At 64.7% G+C, this 13,651-nt stretch carries 10 protein-coding genes; 4 read left to right on the top strand and 6 right to left on the bottom strand.

Annotation, left to right across the window (positions count from 1 at the left end; all coding sequences use genetic code 11):
• Positions 1 to 6 precede the first annotated feature (6 nt).
• Positions 7 to 213 (bottom strand): hypothetical protein, encoded by a 207-nt coding sequence (locus H7A12_08530; GenBank protein ID MCP5320855.1) that lies wholly within the window; start codon positions 211 to 213, stop codon positions 7 to 9.
• 132 nt (positions 214 to 345) lie between these two features.
• Here H7A12_08530 and H7A12_08525 point away from each other — a divergent pair, with 132 nt between their 5' ends.
• A complete protein-coding gene (locus tag H7A12_08525) occupies positions 346 to 2,694 on the top strand; it encodes a DNA internalization-related competence protein ComEC/Rec2 (protein ID MCP5320854.1) in 2,349 nt (782 codons plus the stop codon).
• Between the two features lie 370 nt (positions 2,695 to 3,064).
• Here the strand turns inward: H7A12_08525 and H7A12_08520 are convergent, their stop codons facing one another.
• The 5 genes from H7A12_08520 to H7A12_08500 all read right to left on the bottom strand — a co-directional run bounded on the left by H7A12_08520 (position 3,065) and on the right by H7A12_08500 (position 9,467).
• Positions 3,065 to 4,492, bottom strand: a complete 1,428-nt coding sequence (locus H7A12_08520; GenBank protein MCP5320853.1) for an exodeoxyribonuclease VII large subunit — start codon at positions 4,490 to 4,492, stop codon at positions 3,065 to 3,067.
• A 307-nt stretch (positions 4,493 to 4,799) separates the two neighbouring features.
• Positions 4,800 to 5,519 carry a 16S rRNA (uracil(1498)-N(3))-methyltransferase gene (locus tag H7A12_08515; GenBank protein MCP5320852.1) on the bottom strand — a complete coding sequence of 240 codons (720 nt, stop codon included), beginning with the start codon at positions 5,517 to 5,519 and terminating at the stop codon, positions 4,800 to 4,802.
• Entirely contained in the window at positions 5,516 to 6,841 is a 1,326-nt protein-coding gene (gene rimO / locus H7A12_08510; protein MCP5320851.1) for a 30S ribosomal protein S12 methylthiotransferase RimO, read from the bottom strand. Before rimO ends, H7A12_08515 begins: the two co-directional genes overlap by 4 nt.
• Before the next feature lie 65 nt (positions 6,842 to 6,906).
• Positions 6,907 to 8,544: a tetratricopeptide repeat protein gene (locus H7A12_08505; protein ID MCP5320850.1), complete on the bottom strand. Its 1,638-nt coding sequence runs from the start codon at positions 8,542 to 8,544 to the stop codon at positions 6,907 to 6,909.
• Positions 8,544 to 9,467 (bottom strand): hypothetical protein, encoded by a 924-nt coding sequence (locus H7A12_08500; GenBank protein MCP5320849.1) that lies wholly within the window; start codon positions 9,465 to 9,467, stop codon positions 8,544 to 8,546. Before H7A12_08500 ends, H7A12_08505 begins: the two co-directional genes overlap by 1 nt.
• Positions 9,468 to 9,657: 190 nt before the next feature.
• Here H7A12_08500 and H7A12_08495 point away from each other — a divergent pair, with 190 nt between their 5' ends.
• The 3 genes from H7A12_08495 (at position 9,658) to H7A12_08485 (ending at position 13,612) form a co-directional block, all read left to right on the top strand.
• The gene (locus tag H7A12_08495; GenBank protein MCP5320848.1) at positions 9,658 to 12,552 is read left to right on the top strand and encodes a glycosyltransferase; all 2,895 of its coding nucleotides are present in this window, start codon (positions 9,658 to 9,660) and stop codon (positions 12,550 to 12,552) included.
• Between the two features lie 46 nt (positions 12,553 to 12,598).
• Positions 12,599 to 12,787, top strand: coding sequence for a hypothetical protein (locus H7A12_08490; protein ID MCP5320847.1), 189 nt, complete (start codon positions 12,599 to 12,601; stop codon positions 12,785 to 12,787).
• A gap of 84 nt (positions 12,788 to 12,871) precedes the next feature.
• On the top strand, positions 12,872 to 13,612 hold the full coding sequence (locus H7A12_08485; GenBank protein MCP5320846.1) for a sulfotransferase: 741 nt from the start codon (positions 12,872 to 12,874) through the stop codon (positions 13,610 to 13,612).
• Positions 13,613 to 13,651: the final 39 nt, after the last annotated feature.

Raw genomic sequence — 13,651 nt, 5'->3', positions numbered from 1 at the left:
TGTTGCTCAGCCCTGCCGCGAGGGCTGCGACGGCTGGCGCCGTGACGCCAGACGCGCTTGCCACTCGAGCTGCACGCCGATACACCACAGTGCACGCACCAGCGCCCAGGCCGGCGTGCTGCAGACGAGCGCAAATCCCGCACTGCCGATCGGCATCTGCATCGGGATTGCGGGCGGTCCTGGCGACAGTCGGCGGATGAAAGGGCGTGGCATGAGACGAATCATCGCATATCGCGCGACCCTCAGGCGCTGGCATCGTTGCCGTTAGTCGCGCTTGCGCTGCCCGTAGGGGTGGTGCTTGCGAGCGTGGATCGGCCGACTTCTCCAGGGACAGGGGAACCTCGCGTGATCGCAGGGATGCTTGCCGGCGCGGCCGGTATCGTCGTGGTCAGCCGTTTGCCCGTACTGCCGGAGGCCGGGGTGCTGGTGGCGGTTCTGGCGTGCAGCGTCGCACTGGTCTGTGCGCCGCAGCGCTGGCTGCGGATTGCCGGCTGTGCGGGACTCGGACTGGTCTGGGGCTGCCTGCGCGGGCACGAGGCGCTGGCGCGCGCGCTGCCACCGATGCTCGACGGCAGCGAGCTGGCGGTGCGGGTGTGCATCGAGGGCCTGCCGCAGCGGCGCCTCGGCGAGCGTGGGGAGCAGTGGCGGCTGCGCGCACGCATTCTCGATCCGTTGCCGCAGGCGCAAGGGCCATTTGCACGCTGGCAGGGACGCCGTGTCGAGTTCAGTTGGTACGGCGTTGGCGAGTTCGCCCCTGGCGAGGTGTGGTCGATGCGCCTGCGTCTGCGTTCACCGCGCGGCTTCGTGAACCCTGGCGGACTCGATTACCAGGTGTGGCTGCTGGGGCAGGGCGTGGATGCCACCGGCTACGCCGTCGCCAAGGTGCCCCCCCGGCGGCTTGCCGACACCGACTGCAAAGTGGCAGCCGACCGTTGGCGGCACGGCCTGCGCACCCGGCTCGAACGGCATTTCGGTGAGGAGCCGCAACTCGGTCGGCTGCTGGCGGTCACGCTGGGCGACGCCTCGCGTTTCACGCCCGCCGACTGGGATCTGTTCGCGCGCACCGGCACCACGCACCTGATGGTGATCAGCGGGATGCATATCACGCTGGTCGCGATGCTGGTGATCGCGCTTGCGACCAGCCTGGTGCGGCGCATCCCCAGGCTGTTGCTGTACCTTCCCGCACGCAGTTGGGGTGTGCTGGCGGCGCTGCCGGCGACGCTGGCCTATGCGCTGCTCGCCGGCATGGGTGTATCGGTACAGCGCGCGCTGCTGATGGTCACGATCGCATTCCTGTACGCGCTGCGCGAGCGTACGCTGCAGCCGTGGCTCGCCTACACCAGCGCGCTGCTGGCGGTGCTCCTGGTGCAGCCGCTGGCGGCGCTGCAGAGTGGCTTCTGGCTCAGTTTCATCACGGTGGGTGCGCTGCTGCTTGCCTACGGCGGGCGCGTCGCGGCGCCTTCGCGGATCGAGTTGCTGTGGCGTCCGCAACTGGTGGTCGCGTTCGCGCTGCTGTGCCCGTTGCTGTTCCTCGGTCTGCCGCAGGCGCCGCTGGCACCGCTGGTGAATGCGGTCGCGATCCCGCTCACCGACCTGCTGATCGTGCCGAGCGCGCTGCTCGGTTGCCTGGTGCTGCCAGCGGGTGATGCCGTCGCGTGGCTGCCACTGAAACTGGCGCTGCTCGGGCTGGACCTGCTGGATGTCCTGCTGCGCTTCGCCGCACGCGCAGGAAGTTCGCTGCCAGCCATCCCACTGGCAACCGATGGCTGGCGGCTGACGCTGGCCGCGCTCGGCTGCGCATGGCTGGTGCTGCCGCGCGGCTTTCCGGGCCGTATTGCGGCAGTGGCGCTGCTGCTGCCCTTGCTGGCGCCTGCGCGTCAGAACGCGTCGGCACTCGAACTGACGATGCTCGACGTCGGCCAGGGTACCTCGGTGCTGGTGCGTACTGCGGCGCATACGCTGGTCTACGACGCCGGGCCACGCTTCAGCGAACGTTTCGATGCCGGCAGCGCGATCGTCGCGGGTGCGCTGCGCGCCGCCGGGGTGCGCACGCTCGACCGTCTGGTGCTCAGCCACGCCGACACCGACCATGCCGGTGGTGCCAGCGGCTTGCTGGCGACGTACCCGGCATCGGATGTACTCGGTGCGCCGCTGTCTGCGTCCGTGCAGGCCCGTGCGTGCGAGCGTGGCGAAGCGTGGTCGTGGGACGGGGTGGAATTTCGCGTACTGCATCCGCCGTCGGGATTTGCCGCCAGCGACAACGACGGCTCCTGCGTGCTGCGCATCGAAACATCCGGTCATGTGTTCCTGCTCGCGGGCGACATCGAGGCGCGAGCCGAATCGTCGTTGCTGACGCACGACCCCGCACTGCTTCAGGCCGATGTGCTGCTGGTGCCGCACCACGGCAGCCGCAGTTCTTCCAGCGCGGCGTTCCTCGCGGCGGTTGGTCCGGGCATCGCGCTGGTCTCCGCCGGTCACGGCAACCGCTTCGGTCATCCGCATCCGCAGGTGCTCGCGCGCTACCGCGACGCGGGCACGCGCGTGTTGCAGACGTCCGTGCACGGCGCAGTGCGTCTGCGCGTCGAGCGCGACGGGCACTTCGCCGCACCCGAGTGCTGGCGCATCCGGCATCGGCGCTTCTGGTTTGTCGTCGACGCCGACGCGGCTGCTGCGTGCCGACCTCTGTATTCGTAGGTCGCCATTCATGGCGACGGGATTGCCGTCGCCGTTCCTGTCGGGCTGAAATCCTGTCGGGTTGAAACCCGACCTACGTCATGTCGGGTTGAAACCCGACCCACAGCCTGCATTCGTAGGTCGCCATTCATGGCGACGGGAATGCCGTCGCCCGTTCCTGTCGGGTTGAAATCCTGTCGGGTTGAAACCCGACCTACATCATGTCGGGCTGAAGCCCGACCTACGTCAGGTGCCTGAAACCCGCCCTACGGTCTGTATTCGTAGGTCGCCATTCATGGCGACGGGAATGTCGTCGCCCGTTCCTGTCGGGGTGAAATCCTGTCGGGTTGAAACCCGACCTACGTTATGTCGGGCTGAAGCCCGACCTACGTCAGGTGCCTGAAGCCTGACCTACGGTCTGCATTCGTAGGTCGCCATTCGTGGCGGCACTCAGGCCTGTGGCCTGTGTTTCGATCGCGTCGACCGTGCAGTCGAGCGTCGCGTGTGCCAGGCGCGCCCGTACGCGCTGCCCCACCGTGACCTCATGCGCCTCGCACAACACGTGGCCGGCGCTGTCGCTGACGATCGCGTAGCCGCGTGCGAGGGTGGCCAGCGGGCTGAGCGAGGCGAGCAGGTGTGCGAGGCTGGCAAAACGTGCTTCGCGTGCCGCGAGCTGGTGGCGAATGCCGGTCTTGAGGCGCCTGCCGAGGTGTTCGACGCTGCGCTCGCGCACATCGAGACGGCGTTCGGGTGACTGTGCGGTGAGGGTGGTCTGCACCTGTGCAAGCCGTGCCTGCGCGTGTGCCAGCCGGTGACCGATCGCAGTGCGCAGGCGCAGCTCCAGTTCGTCCAGCCGTTGCGCCTGCTCGCGCAACCGGCTGCCCGGGTGACGCAGGCGGCGGCTCAGCCACTCGAGTCGTTGCGTGTGAGCAGTGAGTTCGCGCCGCGCCAGTTGCAGCAGGCGCTGACGGGTGGCGGTGAGTGTGCGCAGCAACTGGGCCCGATCGGGCGCCAGCAGCTCGGCTGCGGCCGACGGGGTAGGCGCGCGTACGTCGGCGACCAGATCCGCTATCGTGAAGTCCGTTTCATGTCCGACCGCGCTGATCACGGGGAGCGCGCTGGCGTGGATCGCGCGGGCGACGATCTCCTCGTTGAACGCCCACAGATCCTCGAGCGACCCCCCGCCACGGCCAACGATCAGCACGTCGAGTGGTGGATCCAGTGTGGCTGCCCAGCGGTTCGCGCTGAGAATCGCGGCGGCGATCTGCGCGCCGGCGCCTTCGCCCTGCACCGCAACCGGCAACACACTGACGAGCAGTGAGGGGTAGCGGCGGCGCAGCACGGTCAGGATATCGTGCAGCGCGGCGCCGGTTGCAGAGGTGATCACGCCGAGGTGCGTCGGAAAACGCGGCAGCGCACGCTTGCGCTCCAGTGCGAACAGGCCCTCGGCGGCCAGGCGCGCGCGCAGTGCCTCGAGCGCACGCTGCAGAGCGCCGGCGCCGGCAGCCTCGATTTCCTGGACGATCATCTGGTACTCGCCGCGTGCGGTGTACAGACTGACCGTGCCGCGCACGAGCACCCGTTCGCCGTGGCGCGGACGCAGGCGTGTGCGCGCGTTGCGGTTGCGGAACATCGCGCAGCGCAGTTGCCCCTGTTCGTCCTTCAGCGTGAAGTACCAGTGGCCGGAACTCGGAGCGGAGAAGTTCGAGATCTCGCCCTCGACCCACACCGATGGAAACGCGGCTTCCAGCAGTTCGCGGCTGTGCCGGTTCAGCTCCGAGACGCTGTAGACGCGGCGCGTGTCGTCGTTGCTCACCATCCGTTTACCCCGTCCATTTCCCGAAGCAGATCCTAACACCAGACGTGGGTCGGGCTTCCGCCGCCTGACGTAGGTCGGGTTTCAACCCGACATGACGTGGGTCGGGTTTCAACCCGACAGGATTTCAACCCGACAGGAACGGCGACGGCATTCCCGTCGCCATGAATGGCGACCTACGAATGCAGGCTGTGGGTCGGGTTTCAACCCGACATGACGTAGGTCGGGTTTCAACCCGACAGGATTTCAACCCGACAGGAACGGCGACGGTAATCCCGTCGCCATGAATGGCGACCTACGGGCGCTGGCATCACCGACAGGCGGGAAACAGATTCGCGACCAGCACCGGCAGCGCGGTTTCCACCCGCAGCACGCGCGATCCCAGCGACGCGGATGTGAAACCCGCGCCATCGAACAGACGCAGCTCATAATCGCTGAAACCGCCTTCAGGGCCGATGGCGAGCGTCACCGGTTCGCTGCCCGCAGGAGCAAGCTGCGCGGCCGCCGCCGGATGCGCGATCACGCCGCGTGTGTTCGCGGCAATCGCCGGGAGTTCGTCCTCGACGAAGGGCTTCAACCGCGAGCGCAGCGCGACTTCGGGCACGACGGTGTCGATCGCCTGTTCGAGCCCGTCGCGCAGCCAGCCGTCGATGGCGGCCGGCGCCAGCAGCGGACTCTGCCAGTAGCTCTTGTCGACCCGCCACGCGTTGACCAGCCAGATGTGCTTGATGCCGAGCTCGGCGGCGCTGCGCAGCACGCGGCGCAACATCTTCGGACGCGGCAGCGCCAGTACCAGCGTCAGCGGCAACGGTGCCGGCGGTGGGGTGTCGAGTCGGAATCGGATCAGTGCACGAGCCTCTTCGAGTGCCTCGACCACGCCCTCGCCGAGCGCACCGTTGCGCAGACCGACCCGCAGACGCCTCCCTGGCGCAGGCGGCCACAGGCCAGCGCGTTGCGGGTAGCGCGCCAGCGCAACTGCCGCCAGCTCCGGCTCGCGCAGCTCATCGGGCGCGAGCAGCAGCAGGTTCATCGTGCCACCGGCACCGCCCACAGGTCGTAGTTGTCGGCGCTTTCGATGCGCACGCGCACGATATCGCCGGCGTTCAGTCCGTCGGCTTCGCGCAGGTGCACGATGCCGTCGATTTCGGGAGCGTCGGCACTCGAACGTGCGCAGGCACCGTCATCCTCGACGGTGTCGACGATCACGTCGATTTCGCGGCCGACCTTCGCCTGCAACCGGTCAGCACTGATCTCGGCCTGCAGCTCCATCAGGCGCTGCCAGCGATCCTCCTTCACTTCCTCGGGCACCGGGTCGGGAAGCGCGTTCGCCGCCGCTCCGTCGACCGGCGAGTAACGGAAACAGCCGACGCGATCGAGCTCCGCGTCGTCGAGAAAATCCAGCAATTCCTCGAATTCGGCCTCGGTCTCGCCCGGGAAGCCGACGATGAAGGTGCTGCGCAGCGTCAGGTCGGGGCAGATCGCACGCCACCCGGCGATGCGCTCCAGCATGCCTTCGGCGGTTCCGGGGCGCTTCATCCGCTTCAGGATGCGCGGATTGGCGTGCTGGAACGGGATGTCGAGGTACGGCAGGATCTTGCCTTCGGCCATCAGCGGCACGATGTCGTCGACGTGCGGATACGGGTAGACGTAGTGCAGGCGTACCCAGACGCCGAGCTCACTGAGTGCGCGACACAGCTCCAGCATCCGCGTCTTCAGTGGCCGCCCCTGCCAGAAGCCGGTGCGGTATTTCAGGTCCACGCCGTAGGCACTGGTGTCCTGCGAGATGATCAGCAGCTCGCGCACGCCCGCCTTGACCAGCCGCTCGGCTTCCTCCATGACCTCGCCGATCGGCCGGCTCACCAGATCACCGCGCAGTTGCGGAATGATGCAGAAGCTGCAGCGATGGTTGCAGCCTTCGGAGATCTTCAGGTACGCGTAATGCCGCGGCGTGAGTTTCACGCCCTGCGGCGGAACCAGGTCGACGAAAGGGTCGTGCTCGCGCGCTGGCGCCGGCACGTGCTGGTGCACTGCGCTGACCACGACCTCGTAGGCCTGCGGCCCGCTGACGCTCAGCACCTGCGGGTGCACGCGCGTGATTTCCTCGGCGATCGCGCCCATGCAGCCGGTCACGATCACACGTCCGTTCTCGCGGATCGCCTCGCCGATCGCGTCCAGCGACTCCTGCTTCGCGCTGTCGATGAAGCCGCAAGTATTGACCACGACGATGTCGGCGTCCTCGTAGGTCGGCACCACGCCGTAACCATCGAGGCGCAACTGGGTGAGGATGCGTTCGGAATCGACCAGTGCCTTCGGGCAGCCGAGGCTGACGAATCCGACTTTGGGTTGGCTCATGGGTGGCCTCGCAGGGAAAGGGGGGCGCATTTTACGCGACGGTGTGGCCGGATATCGCGGGAAAATCAATCATTCTCGCTGCTTGCCGGTGCGCCGCAGCCCCGAGTCGCAGACGGGTCCATGGCAACGTCGAGGCTCTTCCATACGAGGGCGATGCGTCGCGCCAGGTCATGACGTGCGACCGTGTCATCGATGCTCGCCAGCGCCTGTATCACGGCGCGCTGTGTTTCGGCAGTGGCGGCGGACGCCCGATCCAGCGGCGCCTGCAGCGCCTCGGCACGCACGGGATCCTGTTTCATGCGCAGAGCGAGCAGTTGGCGGTTCAGCAACAGGGGCAGTGCCGGCTGCTGCTCCAGCAATGCGATTGCCCGCGATGTCTGGCCCTGTTGGTCAAGGCAGGTGGCGAGTGCGTGCAGCAGAGGCGGTTTGCCAGGATGGCGCAGCAGCGCTTCGATCAAATGATGTTCGGCCTCTTCGTAGCGCCCTTCGGTGAGCCACAACCGGCACAGGTGCACATGGAAAGCAGGATTCCCGTCGTTGCGTGCAATCGCCTGACGATGGAAGTGTTCCGCTCCTTCGTGATCCAGTTCTGCTTCGCGACAGGTGCCGAGCAGGTGGAAAAGATAGGCCGGCGACCGGCCACAGAGCAGCACCCGGGTCAGATGCCGTTCGGCGCCCAATGCGTCGCCACGGCTGAGCTGTGCACGGCCGAGAAGCTCCCAGCATTCCGGGACGAAGCGTGCTTCATGCTCGATCCGCTGCTGCCAGTGGGCGGTGTCGAGCGGCAGTGCGGGATCATCGGCAAGCGTCTTGAGTCGTCGTTGCAGGTTGCCCGTGAGAAGCGTCGGGGCCGCAGTGGCGGATTGCGTGCTGGCCACCTGCAGGAGTTCCTGCGCTGATTCGCTCCGGTCTGGAACCCAGCAGGGCGATTCGTTCCCGGCGCGATGATCGGCGGCTTGCAGCAACCGTTGCCACAGCGCTTCGAGCTGATCGAGCAATGCGGGCGACAGCCGTTCGCGGATGCTCTCTTCCATGCGGTCGTGTGCCAGCGAGTGGCGAATCGGGGACGGTGTTTGCGGGTTCAGTGCCAGGCCGAATCGTGTGTTGATGCTGTCGATGACCGGCAGCCCGGCGAGCAGTGCCTGCTGGGTCACGACGAGACATTGCTCACGGGCGTGTTCCAGTAACGCCAACACGCGGCGCTGGCAGGCAAGCCACATCCGCGCGGCCTGCTCGGGTTGCTGCCAGAAGCTGGCGTGCAGCATGGTGTTGCCACTCCCGACTGCCAGTGCCTGGCTATGGCGACGGTAAAGCGATTGCACGCTGCCACTCCAGTGCCGCAGCAGCACCAGGTAGCGTCCCTGCGTACCGAGAACCTGTCGCCAGGCGGGCAGGAACAGGCAGGTGCGCGGATCCTTCATGCCCCACGGGCCGGCTGTCGTGGCGGTGCGATGTTCCACGTAGCGTTGCAGCAGATCCTGCCGGATCGCTGGGTCAAACGGAGCAGAATCGTGAAAGCGCCAGTCGGTACCGTTCATGCGCAGCAGCCGGTCGTGCAGGTCGACCAGCAGCATGTCTTCATGGTGGCCTTCGGGATTGGAGACGGCCGGCGGCATCAGGTAATGCCCCATGTCCAGGCCGGCGTGATGGAGCCAGTTGGCAAGAGAGGATGAGAGCGAGCGATGGAAGGCGAGGATGAGCATCAAGTCGCAGGGTCGCTGTCGTAGCCGAGCATGCGGTCGCGAAACTCCTCGCAGCGGCGATGGTAAGCCGCGGTGGTCTTCGGCATCGGCACGCGCGCACCGGCCAGGTATTCGATCACCTGCTTGCCTTCGCAGATGATGCGTACCGCTTCGTCCGCATCGCGCAGATCGCGTTCGGTCGGCTGCGCGGGCAATTGCGGGCGGAAGTCGAGCACCGCCTCGCACGCGGCGACGAAGCGCGGCCAGACGCGGAAGATCACCGGATCGCTCTTCATCGTCTCCGCCTCCAGCTTGGCAGCGGCGGCGAGTTCGTGGATGCGCTCCGCAAAGCCATCGAAACCGGGTAACGGCGCGAACACCTGCTCCATCCTGTCGGCAAGCCCGTCGATGTCGCGCATGGCGCGTGCGATCTTCATGTAGCGACTTTCGTACACGGTCGCGAGCGGCAGCGTAAAGGCCTTGAACGGCTCTCCCCACAGCTCGTCGATGCCTTCTTCGCCGCTGTAGTGCTTCACGAAGCGGCCGAGTTCGAGCGCTTCCTTGAAGCAGTCGCCGCACTGCTTCATCAATTCGTTCTCGACGCTGATTTCCACGCCCATCTCGGCGAGCTCGACGATCGTCGTGAACACGTCGGTAGCGCGGTTGAACAGCGCACCGGCCAGCATCGCTGCGTTGACGCGCTTGCGCGTCGGGTCGGTTTCGGTCTCCCACGCGGCGCGCGCGCGTGCCAGCTTGCGACCGGGGGTGTTGATGCCGTCTTCGGTGTGGTGGAAGGCACGCTTGGTCATCTGGTCGATCAGGCGTTTCTTCTCGGGCAGCGAGTTCTCGGGTGGGGCGTAGTAGCGGATCCAGTACCCGTCGTAGAAGATCACGGGCTTGCCATCGAGCACCTCGAGGGTGCCGTCCTTGACTGCTTCGTTCATGTGGCGTGAGCGGGTTGCGCCTCCGGTTGCCGCGACGGGCGGCATTATAGTCCTGGATGAGTCGGGCGGCCCGGAATGGTGTTATGGCAGGGTCGTGAGCCATGCCGTGAGGTACGGTTGACGCAGCGCGTATAAATAAAGGACATTTGCGGCCCTTCGTGATGAGTACGCCAGCAGGTGCAGGGAGCCCATGAACGAACCAGAAGTCTTGACCGTGAATCTTGGTGCCAGCGTGAAGCCGGCAGATCCGGTTGCAGTGAAGGCGTCTGCAGGGCACGACGCACCTGGCCAGGAGCAGGACCATGCCGCCGAGGGCGCAGCGGCGCAGTTCAGCGGTGCTCTGGACAGTTGCGGACCACGGATGATCACGGGCTGGCTGTGTGATCGCAACAACCCTGCGGCGCGCATCGAATTCGAAGTGCTGGCCGATGGCGTGCAGGCAGCACGCGGTGTAGCCGAACGGTTTCGCAAGGATCTGCTCGACGCAGGCATAGGTGACGGCAAGCACAGTTTCAGCATCCTGATTCCCGAAGTGATGCTCGATGGCAAGTCGCGATCGGTCGAGGTGCGGGAACTCCACACGGGTTACCAGTTGATCGGCTCACCGGTGACGTTCGAGGGTGTACGTGCGGTGCGTGGCGAGATTGTGCTCGACGGCACGGCACTGGTCGGCTACGCCAGGCTGGACGACGCGACGACCGACGTGTCGACCGTGGAAGTGTTCGAGGACGGCAAGTCGCTGGCCACCGGTACCGGCTGGTACGACAGCGCCGAGGCAGGTCGGGTGCGTTTCCATGTGCCTCTTCCGGCCAGCGTCTTCGATGGACGTCCGCACGGGTTCCTGGTGCGGCTCGTCGGCGAGCCGGTCGCGCTGGGGACGGCGGCGCTGATCATGCCGTACCAGGCGACACCGGAAGAGGCGTTGCTGCGTTACGCGCGCGAGGGCATGAAGCCGACGCTGGCGATGGCCGCCGGCTTTCGCTACCAGGCGCTGACCCGCTCGCTGGAGGTGCTGCCTGCACGCGTCGCAGACCAGGCCGAGCTCGGTTTGCGTATCGCGCAGCTGCAGCGTGCGCACGCAAAACTGGTACGCGGTTTCAGCGAAACCGACCGTGACTTCGATCCCCTGGTGTTTCCGCCCGAGGCGGCTCCACGGGTTTCGATCGTGATCCCGATGCACAACAAGTTTCACGTCACCTACCACTGCCTGCTGTCGCTGCTGGTGGCGCCCAACGAGGCGAGTTTCGAGCTGATCCTCGTCGATGACGGATCGAGCGACGACACCACGCGCATTCCCGAACTGGTGCAGGGCGTGCAGTACCTGCGCAACGAGGATGCCGTCGGCTTCGTGCGCGCGTGCAACCGCGGTGGATCGCAGGCGCGCGGCGAATATATCGTGATGTTGAACAACGACACCGAGGTGACGCCGGGTTGGCTCGACGAGCTGTTGTGGGCCTTCGAGCACTTCGACGGCGTGGGCATGACGGGAGCGAAACTCCTGTACCCCGATGGCACGCTGCAGGAAGCGGGAGGCATCGTCTGGAGCAGCGGCAACCCGTGGAACTACGGTCGTCGTGCCAATCCACACGATCCACGCTTCTGCTATGCGCGTCAGACGGATTATCTGTCGGGCGCGTGCGTGATGCTTCCGATCTCGTTATGGAACGAGATCGGTGGTTTCAGCGAGACGTACGTCCCCGCGTATTTCGAGGATACCGATCTCGCATTCCAGGTGCGTGAACGCGGTTACAAGACGGTGTACGTGCCTTACGCGCAGATCATCCATTTCGAGGGTGTCAGCAGCGGAACCAGCGTGACTTCCGGCATGAAGCGCTTCCAGGAAATCAACCGGCCGAAGTTCAAGAGCCGCTGGATCGCTGCGTGCCGCAACAACGGCAAGGAGGGTGTGGACCTCGAGTTGCACAAGGACCGCAACGTCGAGTTCCGTGCGCTGGTGATCGATGCCGAGACACCGATGCCCGACCAGAACGCCGGCAGCTATGCGGCGATCCAGGAAATGCGCATGCTGCAGGCGTTGGGCTTCAAGTGCACCTTCGTCGCCCAGAACATGGCGTACATGGGGCGCTATACGGACGATCTGCAGCGCATGGGTATCGAGACTGTCTACGCGCCGTTCGCCGTCAGCGTCAACGAGCTCATCGAGCGCCGCGGAGCGGAGTTCGACCTCATCTATATCACGCGCTATTACGTCGCCCGCGAATGCGTCGACCATATCCGCCGGCACGCACCCGATGCCCGGATCGTGCTGATGAATGCAGACCTGCATTTCCTGCGTGAACTCCGGGCCGCACTGAACAGCGGCAACCCGGAAGCCATCGCACGTGCGGTCGAAACACGTGATTCCGAACTTGAAACGATGCGCAAGGTCGATCTGGTGCTGTCGTATACCGATGTCGAGAAGGCAGTGATCCTGTCGCACAACCTCGACTCCACGAAAGTTGCGAAATGTCCCTGGGTGTGTGAAACCGTTGCGGCAGTGGCGCCTTTTCCGTCGCGTCGCGACGTGGCTTTCCTTGGCGGCTACAACCACGCGCCAAACCTCGAGGCAGTCGAATGGTTCGTGCGCGAAGTGATGCCGGCCTTGCGCGCGGCCTTGCCGGGCGTGCGGCTGCGGCTCTACGGCAGCAACGCCCCGAAGGCGCTGCGCACGCTGAGCGCCGAGCACGACGACGTGGTCCTCGAGGGTTGGGTTGCGGACGTCGCGGAGGTCTATTCCACCTGTCGTGTCTTCATCGCACCGCTGCAGAGCGGAGCGGGCATCAAGGGCAAGGTGATCGGTGCGCTGGCACAGGGCGTGCCTTGCGTGTTGTCACCGGTGGCGGCGGAAGGGATCGCGTTTGGTGACGGAGTCGAGGCCGTGGTCGCGCGTACGCCTGCCGACTGGGTGGATGCGATCCGACGCCTGCACGAGGACGCATCGGCCTGGGCGGCGATGTCGCAGCGCGCCCATCGTTTCGCAGCGCAACACTACGACATGAAGAGCGGCGTCGCGGACATGCAGGCGGCGCTGCAGGAAGCAGAGATATTCACCACCACCGACAATCGGACGCTGGCCTGCCGCTGATCAGGGTGGGCCACCAGATTCATATGCATATGCGAGGTAATTGATCATGCAGGGAGCGCAACCCACTTTTCTGGTCGACGGCGTCAGTGCCATCGCGATTCACAATGGCGTGGCGCGGCTGCAGTTCATGCGGCTCGGCGTCGACGGCAAGCCGGTCAACAGCCATGAAGTGCACGTGCCGCTGGCCGCGGTAAAACCGATACTGGACGCGTTGCGGAAGATTCCAGCGGCATGACAGGAGTCAGGCGAGCCATCGACCGATTGCATGGATCGATGTGATTCGGGTTTGCAAAAAACTGATCATCGGGATTATCGATACATGAAAAAATTCATTTTTGTGGCCGGCTGCGCCAGATCGGGAACCGGTGCGCTGGCGCAGCTTCTCTCCGCGAGCGATGACATCGTCATGGGGATGGAAAGGTTCGGTCACCTGGAAAGCAAGGGCAGTTTTTCTTTGACACCGGAACATTTTGAAAAGGAAAGATTTTTCGATGTCCGGGATGGCGATACGTTCTACGGGAATTTCGATGAATTCCACCGCCATGACAGGAAAATAAGGGAGAAATTCGATTCATGCATTTACATTGGTGATAAAAGGCCGGAGTTGTATGAGTGTTATGACGAGATTTTTCAGATATTTCGTGATGCGGTTGTTTTTTTCATATATCGGAATATCCGGGAAGTTGCTTCTTCGTATCAGGGACGCGTTACTGAAAGGAATAATTGGCCGGCCGACAAGAACTTCCGTGCTGCGGTGATGGAGTGGAACCGTTCCTTGTTTTTGACCAGAGAGGCCATCAGGAAGGGATACAATATAAAATGTGTGGATTATGAAAGTGTATTCTTGAACCATGACAGACTGAACGTGATTTTTTCGACGCTGGGATTGGTGCTCGATGCCGACGGATGGGAGAGGGCCAATGCAGTCATTGCCAGGTCGGAGCAGCTGAACAAAGAAAGGGTAAACCTGCTCAGCGCTGACGAAGAGGATTTCGTTGCAGAGAACGCCAAGGAGTTTCTGGTAAGGGATATCGAAAAATCCAACATACTCAGACTGTAATGGCAGGCATCTGCTCCATGTGATCATTGTGCAGGGTGC

The organism is Pseudomonadales bacterium (assembly GCA_024234165.1).
GTDB lineage: Bacteria > Pseudomonadota > Gammaproteobacteria > Pseudomonadales > UBA5518 > UBA5518.
Note: the sequence above shows the minus strand (reverse complement) of the source record. Positions and strands in the feature narration are given on the sequence as shown.

Excerpts from the sequence above, each read along its gene's own strand:
- H7A12_08530 (MCP5320855.1), bottom strand. The coding sequence starts at position 213 with ATGCCACGCCCTTTCATCCGCCGACTGTCGCCAGGACCGCCCGCAATC.
- H7A12_08520 (MCP5320853.1), bottom strand. The coding sequence starts at position 4,492 with ATGGTGAGCAACGACGACACGCGCCGCGTCTACAGCGTCTCGGAGCTG.
- H7A12_08515 (MCP5320852.1), bottom strand. The coding sequence starts at position 5,519 with ATGAACCTGCTGCTGCTCGCGCCCGATGAGCTGCGCGAGCCGGAGCTG.
- rimO (MCP5320851.1), bottom strand. The coding sequence starts at position 6,841 with ATGAGCCAACCCAAAGTCGGATTCGTCAGCCTCGGCTGCCCGAAGGCA.
- H7A12_08505 (MCP5320850.1), bottom strand. The coding sequence starts at position 8,544 with ATGCTCATCCTCGCCTTCCATCGCTCGCTCTCATCCTCTCTTGCCAAC.
- H7A12_08500 (MCP5320849.1), bottom strand. The coding sequence starts at position 9,467 with ATGAACGAAGCAGTCAAGGACGGCACCCTCGAGGTGCTCGATGGCAAG.
- H7A12_08495 (MCP5320848.1), top strand. The coding sequence starts at position 9,658 with ATGAACGAACCAGAAGTCTTGACCGTGAATCTTGGTGCCAGCGTGAAG.
- H7A12_08490 (MCP5320847.1), top strand. The coding sequence starts at position 12,599 with ATGCAGGGAGCGCAACCCACTTTTCTGGTCGACGGCGTCAGTGCCATC.
- H7A12_08485 (MCP5320846.1), top strand. The coding sequence starts at position 12,872 with ATGAAAAAATTCATTTTTGTGGCCGGCTGCGCCAGATCGGGAACCGGT.